The 18236-nt window shown below is 39.4% G+C and carries 18 protein-coding genes; 9 read left to right on the top strand and 9 right to left on the bottom strand.

The annotated features are described in order from the left end of the window. Positions 1-27: 27 nt before the first annotated feature. Positions 28-1872 carry a S8 family peptidase gene (locus H6G69_RS12960; RefSeq protein WP_190687089.1) on the bottom strand — a complete coding sequence of 615 codons (1845 nt, stop codon included), beginning with the start codon at positions 1870-1872 and terminating at the stop codon, positions 28-30. Between the two features lie 124 nt (positions 1873-1996). On the opposite strand from H6G69_RS12960, the gene H6G69_RS12955 reads away from it, so the two are divergent. From H6G69_RS12955 to H6G69_RS12935, 5 genes are all read left to right on the top strand, one after another. Beyond that, positions 1997-2434 carry a hypothetical protein gene (locus H6G69_RS12955; RefSeq protein ID WP_190687086.1) on the top strand — a complete coding sequence of 146 codons (438 nt, stop codon included), beginning with the start codon at positions 1997-1999 and terminating at the stop codon, positions 2432-2434. A 235-nt stretch (positions 2435-2669) separates the two neighbouring features. Next, positions 2670-4280, top strand: a complete 1611-nt coding sequence (locus H6G69_RS12950; protein WP_190687081.1) for a hypothetical protein — start codon at positions 2670-2672, stop codon at positions 4278-4280. Between the two features lie 172 nt (positions 4281-4452). Further along, entirely contained in the window at positions 4453-5274 is an 822-nt protein-coding gene (gene thiD, locus H6G69_RS12945) for a bifunctional hydroxymethylpyrimidine kinase/phosphomethylpyrimidine kinase (protein ID WP_190687077.1), read from the top strand. Positions 5275-5464: 190 nt separating this feature from the next. Then, positions 5465-6070, top strand: a complete 606-nt coding sequence (locus H6G69_RS12940) for a hypothetical protein (RefSeq protein WP_190687074.1) — start codon at positions 5465-5467, stop codon at positions 6068-6070. A gap of 255 nt (positions 6071-6325) precedes the next feature. Beyond that, the gene (locus H6G69_RS12935) at positions 6326-6664 is read left to right on the top strand and encodes a P-II family nitrogen regulator (protein WP_015111218.1); all 339 of its coding nucleotides are present in this window, start codon (positions 6326-6328) and stop codon (positions 6662-6664) included. Between the two features lie 257 nt (positions 6665-6921). Here the strand turns inward: H6G69_RS12935 and H6G69_RS12930 are convergent, their stop codons facing one another. Then, complete coding sequence (locus tag H6G69_RS12930) at positions 6922-7518, bottom strand: hypothetical protein (RefSeq protein ID WP_190687071.1); 597 nt, start codon at positions 7516-7518, stop codon at positions 6922-6924. Positions 7519-8074: 556 nt separating this feature from the next. Here H6G69_RS12930 and H6G69_RS12925 point away from each other — a divergent pair. After that, positions 8075-9625, top strand: a complete 1551-nt coding sequence (locus H6G69_RS12925) for a cation:proton antiporter (RefSeq protein WP_190687068.1) — start codon at positions 8075-8077, stop codon at positions 9623-9625. An 11-nt stretch (positions 9626-9636) separates the two neighbouring features. On the opposite strand, the gene H6G69_RS12920 is transcribed toward H6G69_RS12925, so the two are convergent. Continuing rightward, the gene (locus H6G69_RS12920) at positions 9637-10182 is read right to left on the bottom strand and encodes a DUF3124 domain-containing protein (RefSeq protein WP_190687065.1); all 546 of its coding nucleotides are present in this window, start codon (positions 10180-10182) and stop codon (positions 9637-9639) included. Positions 10183-10187: 5 nt separating this feature from the next. Further along, positions 10188-10865 carry a TrkA family potassium uptake protein gene (locus tag H6G69_RS12915; RefSeq protein WP_190687062.1) on the bottom strand — a complete coding sequence of 226 codons (678 nt, stop codon included), beginning with the start codon at positions 10863-10865 and terminating at the stop codon, positions 10188-10190. Positions 10866-11179: 314 nt separating this feature from the next. Here H6G69_RS12915 and H6G69_RS12910 point away from each other — a divergent pair, with 314 nt between their 5' ends. Next, a complete protein-coding gene (locus tag H6G69_RS12910) occupies positions 11180-11626 on the top strand; it encodes a hypothetical protein (protein ID WP_190687059.1) in 447 nt (148 codons plus the stop codon). Between the two features lie 87 nt (positions 11627-11713). Here H6G69_RS12910 and H6G69_RS12905 read toward each other — a convergent pair whose 3' ends face one another. Continuing rightward, entirely contained in the window at positions 11714-13171 is a 1458-nt protein-coding gene (locus H6G69_RS12905) for an adenylate/guanylate cyclase domain-containing protein (protein WP_190687056.1), read from the bottom strand. Continuing rightward, complete coding sequence (locus tag H6G69_RS12900; RefSeq protein ID WP_190687053.1) at positions 13168-14175, bottom strand: molybdopterin-dependent oxidoreductase; 1008 nt, start codon at positions 14173-14175, stop codon at positions 13168-13170. The genes H6G69_RS12905 and H6G69_RS12900 overlap by 4 nt, the downstream gene beginning before the upstream one ends. A 77-nt stretch (positions 14176-14252) precedes the next feature. Here H6G69_RS12900 and menH point away from each other — a divergent pair, with 77 nt between their 5' ends. Next, positions 14253-15065, top strand: a complete 813-nt coding sequence (gene menH / locus H6G69_RS12895; RefSeq protein ID WP_190687050.1) for a 2-succinyl-6-hydroxy-2,4-cyclohexadiene-1-carboxylate synthase — start codon at positions 14253-14255, stop codon at positions 15063-15065. Between the two features lies 1 nt (position 15066). On the opposite strand, the gene H6G69_RS12890 is transcribed toward menH, so the two are convergent. Next, positions 15067-15744: a glycoside hydrolase family protein gene (locus H6G69_RS12890; RefSeq protein ID WP_313950861.1), complete on the bottom strand. Its 678-nt coding sequence runs from the start codon at positions 15742-15744 to the stop codon at positions 15067-15069. Positions 15745-15935: 191 nt separating this feature from the next. Further along, entirely contained in the window at positions 15936-16592 is a 657-nt protein-coding gene (locus H6G69_RS12885; protein ID WP_190687047.1) for an NAD(P)H-binding protein, read from the bottom strand. A gap of 171 nt (positions 16593-16763) precedes the next feature. Here H6G69_RS12885 and H6G69_RS12880 point away from each other — a divergent pair, with 171 nt between their 5' ends. Beyond that, positions 16764-17447 carry a DUF1997 domain-containing protein gene (locus H6G69_RS12880; protein WP_190687044.1) on the top strand — a complete coding sequence of 228 codons (684 nt, stop codon included), beginning with the start codon at positions 16764-16766 and terminating at the stop codon, positions 17445-17447. Positions 17448-17545: 98 nt separating this feature from the next. On the opposite strand, the gene H6G69_RS12875 is transcribed toward H6G69_RS12880, so the two are convergent. Continuing rightward, positions 17546-18016 (bottom strand): DUF4079 domain-containing protein, encoded by a 471-nt coding sequence (locus H6G69_RS12875; protein WP_190687041.1) that lies wholly within the window; start codon positions 18014-18016, stop codon positions 17546-17548. Positions 18017-18236: the final 220 nt, after the last annotated feature.

The following is an 18236-nucleotide window of genomic DNA, read 5'->3' as shown; positions in this document are numbered from 1 at the left end:
TTCCCCACTCACTATTGCCTGTTAATTTTATGCCACTTGCTTTTCGTTGTTAACTGCCAAACGGGCTAGTCCGTAACATAGTACAGCATTGACAAGAAGAAAGGCTTTTGCCCAGTAACCGTTACCTAAGCCCCAAACGGCTGGGTTGTAAATTGCACTAACTGTCAAGCAAGCTGCTACGCCCAAGGTGGAACCAACAGCAAACCATTTCCAGCTAGGATGTCCCAGCAGTAATAGAATCAGAGCTAGGGGAATGAGGACACTGGCAAAAATGGGATTTAAAGCATCAGTACCCTGTAAGGTGTTGCCTAGTTCTGGTAGAGAACTGCCTAACACGCGGAAAGGCCATTGGGGAAGGTCAAATATATAAATACCTTTGAGGAAGAATAACCCAGAACTGCCAAAAATTAAGCCACTGGATAAAGGCCAACTCCAAGCAAAGGGGAAGTAAACCCGCAAAAACCAAGCCAGTAGATATGAACCTAAGACCATCAAAATTTTAGGTAACAGTGCAATTGCACCGCCATCAATCCAAAAGCCAGGGTTAAGATAACCATTATCCCGCAACCAACGGAAGAAATCTGTGAAACTGATTTGTCCTTGGGTAGCTAGTTTAACTGCGGCTTCAGCGTTGAGTTGTCCAGCACCGTAATAGTTTAAGCCATCATCTGGCATGACTCTTGCTGATTGTTTCAGGACTGTTAAGATTTCATCTGGTTCTTTAATACCACTAGCTTTAATTAAAGCTGCCACACCAGCAACGTGGGGGGAAGCCATACTAGTACCTTGGAGTCCCAAAAATGTGCTTTGGCCATTTTCGTCGATGGTTTCTTGCAAAATTTTACCTGCTTCACTGCCACCAGGCGCGGAGATATCAACGCCAGCACCGTAGTTTGAGTATTCAGCTTTTTCGCCATCTGGGCCGAAGGAGGAAACACCGATGACATGGGGGTAACGGGCTGGATAGCTTGCGCCATTGGCACTTTCATTTCCAGCTGCAGCAATGATGACTACACCTTTTCTGTGGGCATAATCAACGGCATCTTTCATTAACTGGCTTTCACCACCACCACCTAAGCTCATATTAATTACATCTGCGCCTTTATCAGCAGCAAATTTAATGGCTTCGGCAATATCGGCAACTGTACCGCCACCATACTCATTTAAAACTTTTAGTGGCATAAGTGTTGCTTCGTAAGCAATTCCGGCTACACCATATTGATTATTAGTAGCTTGGGCGACTGTTCCAGCAACGTGAGTACCGTGTCCGTTATCGTCTGTGGCTTGTTCTCTGTCGTTAACAAAGTCGTAGCCTTGGACGAATTTGGTTTCTTTTAAGTCGCGCACTTGGGTAATACCCGTGTCAATGACGGCAACGGTAATACCGTTACCTTTAGTTTGACTCCATGCCCCTTCAGCACTGATTTTATGCAGGTTCCACTGCTTGCTGTAATATGGGTCGTTGGGGCCAGTTAACGCAGGTTTGGCTTCATTATCTTGGGGTTGGGGCAATTCTCCTAAACTAGTAGCTTTGGGTTCTGGGGGAATTGTATAGATAAAATTCGGCTCGATAAATTCCGTGGCTTTGGCGAACTGAGATTTTTTCAGTTGGTTGAGCCGTTGGCGATCGCCTTTGATAATATACACATTATCTTGTGCAGAAAACTTATTATCTAGTTGGGGTGTGACGTTGTATTGTTGAGCGATCGCTTGTAAATCTCGGTTGATTTCATCTTTGGCTATATCTTCCCGAAAATCAAGCACAATCGTTTCAAAATTACCTTTGGCTGCTAGTCCCTGAACATTCAAGAAGCCAAAAACAGCAGCCCCTAGCCCAACGATAAACAGGCACAATAATATTAGCCTTCTCATATTAACTCGTCACCGCTATTGCCAGTTTGCTCACTAACATAACTTATCTGTCTCCCTGATTGCTGCATTTGTCACTTTAGTTAGTTAAACTTTCACTTACTTACGACTCAGGACTGTTGAAACAATGGAACGTGGTTTATTATGGTTGCCTCTTTTGATAGCTTTTATTTGGTTAGCTTGGCAAGGCTCAAAAGAGTATCAAAAAGTTGAATCATACCGGATTTGGGCAGAACAATTTGACAGAGCGAAGTATGATATTTATGCAGTTTTGGGTCAAAAAGACAACAATATAACTTGGGGAAAACCCACACCAAAAGGCCCAATTAATCTAAAAACATTTTCTTTGCTTGATGTTAAAGAAATCAATCTTTTGGTAGATAACAGTATAGCTGATATTAAAACACCACCAATAAAAGGTCGTTCTATTCAGTTAGAGTTTATTACTGCTGAACCTGCTAAATCTGTATCTATTCCATTTACAGAAATTCCCTTGGCTGCAAAATGGGCAGAGTATTTACAAGGGGCATTACAAAATTTGCCTGCGGAACAAAACCAATCATAGAATAGTCATCTAATTTTAGATTTTGGATTGGCAACTTAGATAAAACTTGCTAGAAAAATAGATCCCTGACTTCTCAAATAATTCGGGGATCTAAAAATTGCAATTGCTATAAATCATAGATATTTTTTTATTAAAAACATAATTTTCGCTCAATTAAATCAGAAATATCCTCAAGAGAATTTGTAGTTGAATTAGTAAATTTAGAAAAAACTTTATTGTCAGAAGACGGTTAGATATGAAAAAAAATATTGCGGTTTTGGGTGCATTTTTACTGATAAATGCTTGTAGTTCTGGCTTTGATGACACTTCTCTAGCAACTAATACCAATAAAGCTAAAGCCGAAAATTGCCCTAAACCATCTGTAGTCTCTTTACCAGTACAAAATCAAAATGAAGGTTTTTACGATCGCTTTGATTGGCATATTCGCAATATTATAGCGAATGATGACACAATTAAGTTTCAAACTTTAAAGCAAGATTTTGTTTTCTGTCGAGCTAATAATACTTGGGCAGTGCAAAAAGGGACTCTACCTAAAGAATTACAACCGCCCATAAATTATTCAGCCTTCGCGCAAGATTTGGTAAACCCCAAATTTAAGAATATCGATTTCCAAGGTAAAAATTATCAGTATCGCGTCCTTCATGAACCAAAGTATTCCCTAGGTTCAGAAAATAATATTACCAGGCAAGAAGTAAGCGATCCAACCAAAGATAAGATTGTTTTTGAACTAATTACACCAAATAATAAAAATCCTCAACGGCAAACTGTATACACTCTCAAAGATTTGCAAAATGCAGTAGTAAAAGCTGGGTTTTCTGCCGAAGGAAATCAGTTAGGTTTTCCCAGAGTGACATCTAGTTTAGTGTATGGAGAAAAAATTTGGTGGTCAATCGCATTTGAACAAGGTGAAGGTAACAACGGGATTGCAACTATTATTAGTTACGACCCAAAAACTGCTAAATTTAACCTAATTCAACCAGATGCACTGGCGTTCACTCAAATCACAGATTTAGTTATTACTGGCAATGCCAATAGTCCTACTTTTTGGATGGGTACGAATGTTAGTGGTGAAGGTAATCTCTACATCCCAGCCAAAGGATTAGTTGCTTATAGTCCTGATGGTAAAAGTCCTAACTCTGGTTCTTTAAGTGCATACAGCACAAATAATAGTCCCATAGTCGGGGCAATTCCTGACAAACTCAGATTAGAAAATGACATTCTTTGGGTGAGTACCGCTAACGGAGTTTGTCAAGTAAAATGGCAAGCTGCCGATAATCCAAAAAATTGGTCTTGTTGGCGGTTTACAGCAATGGCTAAACTAACAGACACATTACCGCTTTACAGTGCCTCAACTAATAAGAATTCAGTAGCATCTTTGTCTCGTAATAATACTGTAGAAGTATTGTGGTGGAGTCCTATTAATTTCCCAACGAACCAAGGACGTTATGAAGTGGTATATCCTCAAGGCTTCACGGCAAAACTTAATGAAGGTGCAAGCAATTACGAGTTTGGGCGTTCCTTACCGCCAGGAAAACCCTCTATAGACTGGCCTGGGTTTGAATGGCATTGGAACGGAGAACGCTTTGTTCGCAGCTTAGATGAAGTATCGCTGAATTTATCTGGGGGTGGCCCCCAAGGCATTGGTTCAGGACAACTAAACCCAGAAGTTCCCCTGAATTGGAATGCTATGCGCGGTGATTTAGAGTTAGTTGAGATATCTGCCAAATCTACTAGCGTAAAATATTACTCTGGTTGGGTTGACTCAGCTAAACTGCAACCGTATCTTACAGTTGTGCCGCAAACCAGACCCCAAAACCCTCAACCAAATCCATTGAAGGTCAACTGAAGTATGAAGTATGAAGTATAAAATTAATTCGCTTATCGAGGGATAAGTCATGACGTTTTCTATTAAATAGTTTAGTAGTCAACAAGCAGGAGGCGGCCGGCTAAGACATTAAATTTCACACTTCACACTTCACACTTCACACTTCACACTTCACACTTCATACTTTTCTCTTATGAATGCCGAAACAACATCGAAAATACCTATTGCCTTAACCATTGCTGGTTCTGATAGTGGCGGTGGTGCGGGAATTCAAGCTGATTTACGCACCTTTGCTTTTCACTGTGTCCACGGTACTAGTGCTGTGACTTGCATTACGGCACAAAATACCTTGGAGGTGGTGCGAGTGGATGCGATGCCACCAGAGGCGATTGTAGCCCAAATGCAAGCGGTGGTGGAGGATATTGGTGTTAATGCAGCAAAAACGGGGATGTTGCTAAATCAGGAAATTATTGCGGCGGTTGCCCAGCAAGTAGCAGCTTTAGAAATCACTAACTTAGTGGTTGACCCAGTGATGGTATCGCGCACTGGGGCGCAGTTAATTGATGATGATGCTATTAAAACGCTGCGTCAACAGTTGATTCCCCAGGCGGCTATTATCACCCCTAACCGCTACGAGGCGCAGATTTTGAGTGGCTTCCCAATTCATTCTTTGGATGATATGCGGGCAGCTGCCCAAACTATTCACCGCAATTTAAAGGCGAAGACAGTTTTGGTTAAAGGTGGCGGGATGCAGGGAAATGCCCGTGGTGTTGATATCTGGTTTGATGGCAAACATTTAGAAACCTTGACAACACAGCAAGTAGACACGCAAAATACCCACGGTACTGGTTGTACATTATCAGCCGCGATCGCCGCTAATCTAGCTAAAGGGCAGGATTTATTAACATCTGTCAAACAAGCAAAAGACTATGTTACAACTGCACTCACTTACTCTCTCAGTATTGGCAAAGGTCAAGGCCCTGTAGGACACTTTTTTCCTTTGTTACGAAATTGACCTCTATCTCGTGGAATATTGTAATTTGTAAGTTGCAGATTTTGGCGATCGCTAGTCGTTAACTAAACCCAAAAAAATCTTTGCTATCTCAGCATTTATCTATTATTCTTGGGCATAGTTTCCGATCTAGCCATTTGCAATAGCATCTCTGTACAATTTCATTACCTTAACTTTTGATACCAATTCACCGATGCGAACAACCACAGCAGCTGTTCCTAGCCAACCTGCAAAACGGCCCGTTTCTCAAAATCATCCTTCTTCTGTGCCATTGTACGTATATCGGGAATTGGCAGCAGAGTTAGAAGCTACCCAAGCCAAGTTAGATGCACTCACCGCCAAAAATCACCAACTCGCGCAAGAAAATCAATTTTTGCGTCAGGAAATTACTAAGGTTTTACAGTCTGTTTCACAACTGCAAAAGTTAGTAGATTTTCGGAGTGTGGGAAGTATAGATGCTGATGATTCTCCCCGCACTGAGGCTGAGGTAAAAAATCCGCCCAAGCAGCCTAAAAATCAAGCGCGTCCACGGACAAAGCCAGCGCGTCCACGCCAAAAGGAAGCACCCAAAGCTAAACGCCGTCCAGATTTTGCTGTACCTCTGGTAGAAATAACTTCCAACCTCCCAGAAACAGTATTTATCGAAGAACAACCAGTCAGCTATTATCCTTCAATGGCAGCAGAACCCAAACAAACCAATGGCTGGTGGTTAATCATTATGATTGTATTAATTATGCTGACAGCTTTTGGTGCTGGATATTTGATTGTCCGTCCTTTGTTTGCTAATCAAAGTCGTTAACTTTACTTTAATTGTTAACAAATATACTTAAACATAGTATTTACAACGATTTTCATCTAGAGTTAAACTCCTCTAGTCACTTGTCTTATTCCTACTCAAAACGTGATGCGAAAATTGCATATACAAAACCATACACTTTAAAAAAAGTTGCAATTATTACATTATGTTTTTGTTATCGCGCTAATGGTAAGAGAGTCCGACAGTGAATCTGGTTAGATAGATAAACAAACCTATGAAAATTTAGGAGCCGAATGCATGAAAAAAGTAGAAGCAATTATCCGTCCATTTAAGCTCGACGAAGTGAAAATAGCTTTAGTCAACGCTGGTATTGTCGGGATGACCGTTTCTGAAGTTCGAGGATTTGGACGGCAGAAAGGACAAACAGAACGCTATCGTGGTTCTGAGTACACCGTTGAGTTTCTGCAAAAACTGAAGGTAGAAATTGTTGTTGAAGATAACCAAGTTGACATGGTAGTAGATAAAATTATCTCTGCTGCCCGTACAGGGGAAATCGGTGATGGTAAAATATTCATCTCTCCTGTTGAGCAGGTTGTACGGATTCGTACCGGAGAAAAGAATACTGAAGCCGTATAAGTTCTGAATCAAGACGCGATATACTGCATCTAAATTATCGGCGTTGCTGAAAAGGGATGAAAAACACTGAAAATTTTTACTTTCAGAGGTTTTCTTGTCTCTAAAATTAGCAACGCCTGTTGTTATATAGGACTCATCTTTGATTGATGAAAAAAATCAGTACACCCAGAAAAATCTTCTTTCCTACTCCCCATTCCCTACTTATCGCGCTTGCGCTGCGCTTCGCCCACCACACAACTAGATTCTCCTATATATCCTTAGCTTTGCTTAAAACTAATTTGATTCGCTTCTAGATAAATAATTTGATTTTTTAATCCTTGAGCTTCCGCCGCAGTTAAACCTTTCCATTGCTTTTGTGCTTGTTGGACGCTGGGTACAGGCTTTAATACACCAGCTAAATCGAGAGTTTGGCCTGGTTTGACAACGACTTTGTTTTCTATACTACCTGCGTCTAAATTGGGAGCTAAAACTACAAATACGCGTTGGGTAGTGCTTGAACCAACCCAAAAAGTGCGATCGCCTACTACACTTTGAACATTAACATTAGAAAATCGCACTGGTCGATTGACAAGTGTCTGTTTGTTGGCGTTGGTAATTACTAATACATCTGTGATTGGTTCGGTGGGAACTACAGTCGTTACTACCTGCGGCGTAGCGGTGACAACCACTGTAGTTGTCGGCTGTGGTGCAGCAGGAGTAGCAGTAACAGTCACCGTTGCTTGCGATGTAGGAACAGCCACCAGATCAGGTTGTTCGGTTCTGGGGCTACAAGCACTAAATCCACTTGCTAGTAATGTTAAAAATACTGCTTTACTAAGCCAAGATTTTGTCAGAAAATTTGTGTTAATTTGCATGATATTTAAGCCAGATTTGCGACTATCTGTTTGACTATTAATTGTTAATACTGAGTTTATTTAGTGATTCAGGAATAGACATTTTGTGTTGAGACTTGATAATCACAACAATAAGAGAGACGATTTCCTGAATAGGCTTACTTTAAATAATTGCAAGATGATTTTTCTTCTACCTAATGGAATAGTCAAGGGTAGAAGCTTTTGTGATATTTTATTGATGACTATAAAAATGTTCATTCCAGTCTGCTATATAAGCATGTTTAGAAAATTTTAAACTGTCTTTTTTAGTCTCTTAAATCTCTTGATGTTCGTAGCGATCGCCGTCGGACAATTCCCCAATTAATCCTCATATATGAACTAAATCTATATTTGGTAACTTTACTTTTATGCTTTTACACATTTTGTTAACTTGGAAATATAATGTACAGATTTGCTGTACATAAAAATCATATTTTAAGTTTGAAAAATCACCTATTCTTCCCTAACAGATTTGACATAGGGATTACTTTTTTGGCAAGGTTTATCAAAGTAGTCACAACCAATTCCTATAATTAACGTGAGTGTTGCTGAATTAGTTAGTATTTCAATTATTCTTTTGCTGATAGCTACATCTGTAGCTCTCATCACACGACAGTTGCGCGTTCCCTACGTAACAGGTTTAGTATTAGCAGGTTTGCCAATTACAGAATTATTGTCTCGGCGCATTGGTTTAGATCCTGCCTTGGTTTTAAATCTTTTCTTGCCAATACTCATCTTTGATGCTGGGATTAATACAGATATTAGTCGCCTACGCAGCACGTTTAAACCAATTGCGGTATTAGCTGGCCCAGGGGCGATTTGTTCTAGTTTAATTATTGCTGTGCTGTTAAAATTTGCGCTGGGGTTAGCGTGGATACCTGCTTTATTTGTAGGCGTAATTTTAGCCAATACAGATACAGTTTCGATGATTGCCGTTTTTAAAGAAATACCTGTACCTGCGCGGCTTTCGACAATTGTCGAAGGAGAAACTTTATTTAATGATGCGGCTGCTTTAGTTTCTTTTAATTTGGTTGCGCAAGTTTATTCTACAGGTTCACTGACCATCATTGAAGGAATTCAACAACTATTATTTATTGCTGTAGGCGGTTGCATTGTCGGGTTAGTGTTGGGATATTTAAGCATACCGATATTTGCTCGTTTAGATGACCCCCTGAGCAGTTTATTATTAACAGTTGCAGTTGCTTTAGGTACTTTTCAAGTCGGACAATTTTTAGGTGTATCGGGTGCTGTTGCCGTAGTTATTGCGGGCTTAATTTTTGGTAATTTTGGACTTTCGCGCAATACTTCTGCTTCTAATCGCATTACCTTATTAAGTTTTTGGGAATATGCCAGTTTTACAGCTAATACATTTATTTTTTTGTTGATTGGTGTAGAAATAAACCTAATAACTTTGTGGCAAACTTTACCTGCCATTTTAATTGCAGTTTTAGCCTATCAAGTCGGGCGAGTGCTTACAGTTTATCCTTTATTAGCTGGGGTCAGGTTTTTTGACCGCAAAATTCCCCTGCGTTGGCAACATTTATTATTTTTAGGTAATATTAAAGGCTCACTTTCAATGGCCTTAGCTTTAAGCTTACCTACAACACTACCAGGAAGAGATATTCTGATTGCTATAGTGTTTGGCAGTGTTTTAGTGTCTTTAGTAGCGCAGGGATTAAATTTGCCTTGGATGATAAAACGTTTAAATTTATCTAAATTTTCGGAGACACATCAACAAGTTGAACAATTGCAAGCACAATTAATTACAGCCAAAGCCGCACAAGATGAATTAGATAGTTTATTAAAAAGTGGGGTTTTGCCAAAAGCTGTGTATGAAGAAATGCGTTCAGCTTATCAAGTGCAAATAGCTGCTGCGGAAAAAACATTACGTGAATTTTATAATCGCCGCACAGGTAAGTTTGAAGGTAGCGAGGCTTTCAGTAAACTTGATGCCATTCGACGGCGGTTATTGTTAGCCGAAAAAGTCGCCTTGACTGAAGCTATACGTAAGCGCATTCTATCAGAAGAAATTGGGCGATCGCGCATTCACAATATTGATGAATTGCTGTTACAACTAGATGATGATTAAACGTTTCAATTTCATCTTTTGGCTATATCTTTAATCACTCTCCCTGGACTAATAAACGAAATTCCCTGCTGAAAATCAGTACCAATCATGACTGCTTCAATTATCGGTTCAGAAATTGCTTGGGCTGCTACCCATTCAACGATAAAATTAGCACCGACACCGCCACTAGTATCATCTCTAGTGACAAAAAAATCAGTAGAAGCTAAAGCATTAAGTTGAATCGGCTTGTCTAGATACTGCTTGACTAATTTGCCATTTGTATCATAGTAGCGCACAGATGTAATAATGATGGGATTGTTTAAATCTGTGTTGCGAATACTGAGGGTAGCAGCTAAATAGAAAATTTCTTGTCGATTATGATGATAAATCTCCGAATAAACGGGAACATAAATAGTTTGCCCTGCAACTCTCTTAAAATTTTGCTCAAGAGTGACCACTTTTGGCGGTGAATTTGTTGGGTTACTAGTGTTTTTTTGCTCGGATGAACTATTTAATGATTGGCAAGATGTCAGTAAAATCAAAGCAAGTGCTAAATAAAAATTGCGGTTTAATTTCATTCAAATTATTTACAGCCTTCAATAAAATCAATCACTTGATGTAAAGAACCTGGTTTAGTCACAATCAACACAGTAGAATCAGGTTCTAATACTGTACTCCCGTTAGGAATCATCAAATCTTGGTGGGGATGAGATTGATAACCAATAATTAATGAACCTGTCGGAAATCGGGCATCTTGAGCAATTTCGGCAAGACTACGACCAACCACATAGCAATTTTTAGCAAGAGAAAGTTTTAAAACTTCAATTTGTCCTTGCTCAAAATGCATCATTGATTCTACTTGCGGATATTCAATGGAATTGACCATTGTGGAAACTGCTAGTTCTACAGTGCTGATTACATGATTTGCTCCAGCTAAACGTAAGGGTTCAACAAAATCTGAATGACGCATTCGGGAAACAATATGAGAAACGCCGTAATGTTTAGCTAGCGTTACCATTGCTAAATTTAAGGCATCACTTCTTAAAACTGCTGCTAAAGCATCGGCTTTGCGAATTCCCGCCTCTAATAGCATTTCTGTACTGACAGCACTACCTTCAAAAGCTATTGCTCCGACTTGTTCGCGTGCATAACGGCAAGCAGTAGGGTCAATATCAATCACAGCGACTGTATGCCCTAGTTCTACCAATTTTTGAGCTAAACTCAGTCCTACTAAGCCTGCTCCACCAATTAGGATGTACATTAATGCTCCTAATGCTTAATGGTTTCTTAATTTACTTTACAGCTTAGTTAGGTGTGTGGGGAGGAAATAGGGAACAGGAAATTAAGATTTACTATCACCAAATAAAAATCTGTTTTTAGTATTGTTGATTCTCCGTTCCTTATTCCCTATTTCTAATGAAAGAGTAAATTACATGACATTAATTTATCAATCTATTAAAAGAGTGAATTTAGCTAATAACTTATGACGATAAAACCTCTGTCTGTGGAACGATTTAGCATCTCTATCAAATCAAGTAAAAATTAGATTGCTAAGGTTCAAGGAAATTGAATTCTATGAAACTAAATAATGTTACAAAACAGTTTTCTGTTATAGGACGTTGGATAGCTACAACTGTATTTTGTGTATCTGCGATCGCATTTATTTGGCAAGGTGCATTTTTCTCTAACACCACAGCAATTGCGGCTCCTAGTGTTAACTTAATTGCCACCGCAGATGCAGGCGACAAAGTTAAAAGCAAAACTCGTGAAGATGCTGGACGCGCTAAGAATTTTATCCGCGATACCGCAGACAAAGTGGAAGAAGCAGCTAGAAGCAATGCCTCTAAAGTTGATCGCGCCACCGATGGTGATAACCTGCTAGAAAATAGAGCAAAAGATGATGCGGCTCGTATTCACAAAAGAGCAGAAGAAGACGCAGCACGCACTCAAAAAGCAGTAGACAACACCAAAAATGTTGTTGAGCGCGCCGTTGATAGCGTTAAAGATGCTTTTGGTAAGTAGAGAATAAATACTACAAAAAAGCCCAAATAAAAGTAGTTAGTAGGGTGTGTTGTAGCGTAGCGCAACGCACCTTTGCATTTTCAAAGTTTATAACAGTAGTTCGTAAACAGCGATCGCTTCATCTTTGCCTTTTAATTTTACTGCTTGGTCTACCAATCTCCAGGAGAATGATTCCGGTTGAGATAAGCTTTTAATCACTGATTCAGTTACTAAAGTATCGCAGCCATATTGTTTAGTTAAGCCTTCAATGCGCGAAGCAATATTCACAGCATCACCAATGACTGTAGAATCAATGCGGCAAGTAAATCCTACTGTCCCCATGACTACTTCACCGCGATGCAAGCCAATGCCAATCTTCACTTTGGGTAAATTTTTTTGGATGCGTTCTTGATTAAATTTTTCTAACGACTGGTGCATTAAAATTGCTGCTTTAAGTGCGCCATCTGTATTGTCATCATCAAACAATGCCATCACAGCATCGCCAATATATTTATCAATAAACCCTCCTGAACGATCAATTACTTGCCCAATACAACCTAGGTATTCATTCAAAAATGTAAATATCTCTAATGGTGTCATCATTTCTGACATTGAGGTATAACCGCGAATGTCACAAAATAAAATTGTGATGTGGCGCGTGACGGCAATACCTACCTCAATATTTTCGATGCCTTGGGGTGCGATCGCTAAAATAAATTTATTCGGTACGAATAATTCAAACGATACTAAAGTTTTGTGTAATTTATTAAATGAACTTTGCAATGCAGCAGACATTTCATTAAAGGAAGTTGCTAATGCACCAATTTCATCGGTGTTGGTAATTTCTGCCCGGTGTTGCAAATCTCCAGATGCAATTTGCGCCGCACTAGTTTGCAAGCGGCGAATAGGGTTACTCAAGCGTCGTGCCAAAATATATGCACAAACCAAACTCACCACCAAGCCAATAGCACCGACTATCAAGGCTTTATTGACTGCATTAGCGACAGCCAAGTTAACTTGGTGCAGAGAAACACCGATGCGTAAAGTGCCGCTTTTTTCACCCGATAATCTGGCAATTGTCAAAGCAACTTCAATTATGCGATCGCCACGTTTAGCCCTGATATGATTGCCAAAGTAGATATCTGTTAACGCAAATGTCTCTATAGAGCTAGACTTGGGCGATGCTTTCCAGGCGGCATCACTTACTTTTAAGGGCACAATATCGGGAATATATTGACCTTGTAAATATTCTGGGTAGGCAGCAATAATTTGATTTTCTAGCCGGGCATCCGACACTAAAATATAAACAAAATCTGGGTTTTCTCGCATCATTGCATTCAAGTTAAGCCGCATTTGACTCCAGTTGCGCTCTTCGAGGTGATTAGCAAAGGTAGAAGTCCCCAACACCCTAGACACAAATCTTGCTTCATTTAATTTCTGCTCTCGGTAAAGGGTATTTTCAGTTTTTGCCCATACCAAAACAATTGCACCTACTAACGCCACGTTTAATAATGTCGTTGCAGTCATGATTCGCGTCCGAATCGAGCGGAAACTAAATAATTTCATGGTGTAGTAGTTAATTCTTCTACAAATGTTACCCAACGCGATTGGCTAAGTTTGGCAGGACATTGAGAACTGAAAGCTAAAGTTAAAGGGCCTCCCATCTTGGCGGGAATTAATTCGCGGCTTTCGCCCCAACGAGTCACGAGTAAAATATCGCACTCAGATAAGTCTTGAGTAGACAACCGCACGGGAGCATCTTCATAAAACGGTGCTTTACCGCGAATGATGACTCCTCCTTGGGCGGGTAATGGTTCTGGGAGACTAGAGAAAATATCCCGCAGTCTAACTCCATAAAGCTTAACTTTGCCACTAGGCCAAGAAATGCGATAACCAACTGTTTGCTCTAAAGTGACTTGCGGTAATTTATCTAAGCTAGCTAAGTTGACTTGATGTTGATTAACTTGTAATTTAACTGCTTCTGTTCCCACTATGATATTGCTTACATAAAACGCCCAATTGTTGGCATCATACTTTTGTTCTAGCTGGGGATACTGAGTATAGGGAAAAACTAAATAAAGCGGCCCACCTTGAGCACGAGCAATTGGTTGATTATTTTTAGCAATGGCTAGTGTAATTGGATATTGCCATAAATCTTTCAGGCTGAGGGTAGTTTGATAAGCATCAAAAGAAACAAAAGTCACATCCGTAACTTGACTAGCTTCAGTAAATTGTTGTAACAGTTGCGACACTGTTACACCCCGAAAATCAAAAATCTCTTGAGAATGGGAGATGTCTAAAGGATCAGTGGTTTTAACATGATTAGTGGCTAAAGACTGTAACTGTTGCCAATTTAACTTTAAAGATTTGCCCGTAACTGTTTCACCTTGAATTAGCAAATTCCACTGATTTTGCTGTGCTTTTTTAGTGTTATTTGCCACAATTTCTGCATTGCGAGCGATCGCTTCTTTGCGCCATACTTCTAGTTGTTTATCTGTTGGTTGGTTTTTGCAACCTCCTACACAGATAATGGCGATGGTTAAAGATGTTAAGGCTAAGTTTTTCCACATTATTAAGTAGAATTTACCGTGATTGCCTAAAAATACTACATTCTTTTATAATTTGTTTACGTATAAATTGCTTAAATATGCTAAATAATTATCAATTTAATTATAATTTAATCAAAAATAATGCACAGCCAGTAATTCTTTTTTTACATGGATTTATTGGTAAATTAGATGAATTTAATGAAGTAGTTAAATTACTTGGTAAAGAATTTTCTTATCTAAAAATTGACCTTCCTGGACATGGTAATACTAAAGTTATCGGCAAAGATGAGTATTATCAAATTGAACAAACTGCTCAGGCTTTAATCAATTTATTAGATAATTTAAATATTGCTAAATGCTTTTTGGTTGGTTACTCAATGGGGGGAAGATTAGGTTTATATCTAACGCTGCATTTTCCTGAACGTTTTGACAAAGTGGTATTAGAATCAGCTTCGCCTGGGTTAGCTACAGAAAAAGCAAGATTAGAGCGGATACAAAAAGATGAACAAATAGCTAGAAAGTTAACTCGAAGTATTTCCCCAGAAGAGTTTCGAGCCTTTTTACTTAATTGGTATAATCAGCCAATTTTTGGTTCGATTAAAAATCATGCAAATTTTGACAGAATGTTAGAAAGTCGGTTAGAAAATCATCCTTTGGAGTTAGCTAAGTCTTTGCGATTGATGGGAACTGGAAGTCAACCATCTTTATGGGAAAAGCTAGAAGCTAATAAAAACCCCCTACTATTATTAGTAGGTGAAAATGATGAAAAATTTTTAAATATTAATCAGAGAATGTCTCAAGTCTGTAAATCTGCCAATTTAACAGTTATTAGAAATGCTGCACATAATATTCATTTAGAAAATACTAGAGATTTTGTAATAAGTATTCAAGAGTTTTTATCTATTGCCTAAATTAATTAGGGGTTTTGCTTGGACTCGCGGTAGGTTTAGTAGTCGTATTTTCAGGGATGGGTTGATTGACGGCTAATTCTTCTTGCAACATTTTTTGATAAATCTTGGGTAAAGAACTACTAACGGCATTGGTTTCGATCCCATATCCTAAACTTGTCCAAGTAGGAGATAATCGCCGCAAAACTTCGTTTAATTTTCCTTGACGCAGCAATTGAGAAATATCAACTCCCCAAACTTGAGAATCAGATAACCAACGATACACGACTACGTCTTGATACTCTGGTTCAAAACTATAAGAAGTCCAAAATACCATTCTCATCGGTGCAGGATGATAGCGCGGTGCAATGTGATACCAAGTGGTATTGATAATTTGATATCTTCCGGCGGCGGTGGAACAGTTACCAGTGTTTGGCCCAACCGTGATAGTAACGCAGATTTCCGGATGGTGGCTCAGGTCTGTTACTTGCTGTCCGCCATACAACAAAGAGTAAGGACGATTACCATTTGCTTCGCTAGCAGAAATAGTTCGCATTAAAGCGCGCACATAAGGATCGCCACCTTTCATAACTAAGGGTGGTTGTTGAACATTAAAAACGGGATCAGATGGCGATCGCAAGTCGCCAAAAATATACCACTGCAACAAATATACCAAGCCGAGTAGCGCAGCTATGGGGCCAATTAGTTTTTCAACACCTTTAAATTTAAAATCTTTCAGATTATCACTCCTTTTTATTCGTCAATAGTCAATAGTCAATGGTAATCTGCGAATTATTGCTTTAATTTTGATGAATGAGATTGTGGAGATCCCCAACTTCTTCCAGCAGTCAGGGATCTCTTCATCCATGAAAATTAATTTGATTCATCTTTGACTTAGCACTGTTGAAATAGTTCCCTCAAGGTTTTGGTACTAGCGTCTGGTTTCGCCACAATTTCCACAATTTTATTGCGGGCGGCTGGCTCAAATATTGCTTCTACACAGACCTGGGCAACTTTTTGCCGAGGAAGACTCCCTTCAAATAATGTATCTGCACTCTGCATAACAATGGCATCAGAATTATCCTCATTTTTTAACCCACCAGGACGCACAATTGTATAAGTGAGTCCACTTTTTTGAATGTACTCCTCAGCTTGCTTTTTCCACACTAAAATCAGCCAAAACAGATTCAAAGGATGGAATAGCTGAGATGTACATAAAGAGGAAACTAGGATAAAATGCTCAATACCTTTAGCTTTTGCAGCATCTACTAAATTTTTCGTACCTTCAAAATCTACTTTATATGGCCCTGTTGGATCAAAACTTGGTCTTGCACCAGTAGCACATAACAATACAGTGCTATCTCCTAAAGCCGTAGCGAGAGTTTCCGGTTGCAACACATCTCCAGCAACCAACTCAGCATCGGGAGGTAAAATCGCTTTAGCTTTCTGTATATCCCGTACTAAAGCCCGTACAGGAATATTCCGCGCTACTAACTCTTGAACAATTCGCCGACCTGTCTCACCTGTGGCCCCTGCTACAAATGCTTTCATGACAAACGCTATCCTCAAAAACTAGTATGTTTATCAGTATTTTAGTAATTTGATGAAGTGTATGACAGAATATTGAGATTTCAGCCAAAATAGAATCTTGCGTGCGAAATTAGCCCAGCCACCTGGGAATGATTAATATAGCCAAACGCCAAATCTGAGGGGACTGCATTCATGCTTTCAACAAACGGCGAATATCAATCTTTAGAAATACAAGAAACTATTTTACCTGTAGATTCCAATTTATTAGAAACTCAAGACGCGGTTACTGATGTAACTGTGGGGACACAAACTCAGTTTTGCGGTTCCTATAGCGATTTTATGGAAATGTATGCCCCAGTACATCAAGTTGCTGAATATCTGAATGCTCATGCTTCATGGTTCACACGTTGCGCTGAACCAATGAAGGTACAGCCATTAGGTGAAAATGGCTATGCTTTGATTATTGGGCGTTTTGGCTCTTTTGGTTATGAAGTAGAACCAAAAATTGGTTTAGAACTTTTACCACCGGAAGCAGGAATTTATCGCATTCGGACTATCCCCATTCCTGACTACCAAGCACCTGGCTATGATGTAGATTATCGAGCATCAATGCAACTCAAAGAATATGTAAATGATGATGCTGAGTCCATCGCCCCACAGGTCACACGGGTAGAATGGGAATTAGATTTGAAAGTATACCTTCACTTTCCCCGATTTATTCAAAAACTACCTAAATCTCTAATTCAATCTACAGGCGATCGCTTGCTAAATCAAATCGTTCGTCAAGTTTCTCGCCGTTTAACGCACAAAGTTCAAGAAGATTTTCATCAATCTTTGGGTATACCTTTTACTAAAAATTCCAAAAGGAAACGATAGGTTAACTCAAGTGTGAATGATGAAGTATGAAGGATGAAACAGCAAAAAATTTCATCCTGTTTTGGTCAATAGTCAATTTTTAGACTATTGACCTTTGGCTATGCGTTACTAAGAATCCTTTGAACAATTTGCACGCCCGTAATAGCCTGCCAAGTAAACAGACCTAAAATTACAAAATTTAAGAGAATATGCGTCACTCGCGCCCAATTTGCACCTTTTTGCATAAAAGGAGATAAAGCCGCAGAAAAGGCTATTAAACTCGTCATGCCTAACCCTGCAATTAAGTGCGCTCCTACAAATAACTTACCGTTATTAATATAGGTGACAACCATTCCACCAACTGCGCCTGCTACCATCAACGCTAAGATGACAGAACCAATTTGGTAGTGTTTAACGTTATATTTGCCTTTGATTAGTTCTTTTTTTTCTTCCCCTTGAGCGTTTCTGGTACGCTGTACTTGCAGTCCCAGGTAAGCAGCATAAAGTGAAAGTGCTAAAAGTACCCACATGATTAGAGGGTGGAAAAAATTCAGCCAGTATTTAACCGCAGGAGACAGTTCCAGATTCATCGTGTTCTCGCCCAATTCTTAAATCTTAATAAAAATTAGCACAAGTGTCATAAAAAAGGGACTAGGGGCTAGGGATAAGAGGCTAGGGGCTAGAAATTAGGGAGTGGAGATGAATATCTGTTTGTCAGCACCCTACACCCCACACCCCGCCCAACGGGGCTTGGTCACTACTGAGTTTCAAAACAGCCTTCTACACCTTTTTCACCACAATGCTTGTCTA

The organism is Nostoc sp. FACHB-110 (genome assembly GCF_014697425.1).
Classification (GTDB): domain Bacteria; phylum Cyanobacteriota; class Cyanobacteriia; order Cyanobacteriales; family Nostocaceae; genus Nostoc_B.
The sequence above is the reverse complement of the archived record's forward strand: the minus strand, read 5'-3'. Positions and strand labels throughout refer to the sequence as shown.

Bases quoted from the DNA above. Each gene is read 5' to 3' on its own strand.
- H6G69_RS12960 (WP_190687089.1), bottom strand. From the start codon at position 1,872: ATGAGAAGGCTAATATTATTGTGCCTGTTTATCGTTGGGCTAGGGGCT.
- H6G69_RS12955 (WP_190687086.1), top strand. From the start codon at position 1,997: ATGGAACGTGGTTTATTATGGTTGCCTCTTTTGATAGCTTTTATTTGG.
- H6G69_RS12950 (WP_190687081.1), top strand. From the start codon at position 2,670: ATGAAAAAAAATATTGCGGTTTTGGGTGCATTTTTACTGATAAATGCT.
- thiD (WP_190687077.1), top strand. From the start codon at position 4,453: ATGAATGCCGAAACAACATCGAAAATACCTATTGCCTTAACCATTGCT.
- H6G69_RS12940 (WP_190687074.1), top strand. From the start codon at position 5,465: ATGCGAACAACCACAGCAGCTGTTCCTAGCCAACCTGCAAAACGGCCC.
- H6G69_RS12935 (WP_015111218.1), top strand. From the start codon at position 6,326: ATGAAAAAAGTAGAAGCAATTATCCGTCCATTTAAGCTCGACGAAGTG.
- H6G69_RS12930 (WP_190687071.1), bottom strand. From the start codon at position 7,518: ATGCAAATTAACACAAATTTTCTGACAAAATCTTGGCTTAGTAAAGCA.
- H6G69_RS12920 (WP_190687065.1), bottom strand. From the start codon at position 10,182: ATGAAATTAAACCGCAATTTTTATTTAGCACTTGCTTTGATTTTACTG.
- H6G69_RS12915 (WP_190687062.1), bottom strand. From the start codon at position 10,865: ATGTACATCCTAATTGGTGGAGCAGGCTTAGTAGGACTGAGTTTAGCT.
- H6G69_RS12910 (WP_190687059.1), top strand. From the start codon at position 11,180: ATGAAACTAAATAATGTTACAAAACAGTTTTCTGTTATAGGACGTTGG.
- H6G69_RS12905 (WP_190687056.1), bottom strand. From the start codon at position 13,171: ATGAAATTATTTAGTTTCCGCTCGATTCGGACGCGAATCATGACTGCA.
- H6G69_RS12900 (WP_190687053.1), bottom strand. From the start codon at position 14,175: ATGTGGAAAAACTTAGCCTTAACATCTTTAACCATCGCCATTATCTGT.
- menH (WP_190687050.1), top strand. From the start codon at position 14,253: ATGCTAAATAATTATCAATTTAATTATAATTTAATCAAAAATAATGCA.
- H6G69_RS12885 (WP_190687047.1), bottom strand. From the start codon at position 16,592: ATGAAAGCATTTGTAGCAGGGGCCACAGGTGAGACAGGTCGGCGAATT.
- H6G69_RS12880 (WP_190687044.1), top strand. From the start codon at position 16,764: ATGCTTTCAACAAACGGCGAATATCAATCTTTAGAAATACAAGAAACT.
- H6G69_RS12875 (WP_190687041.1), bottom strand. From the start codon at position 18,016: ATGAATCTGGAACTGTCTCCTGCGGTTAAATACTGGCTGAATTTTTTC.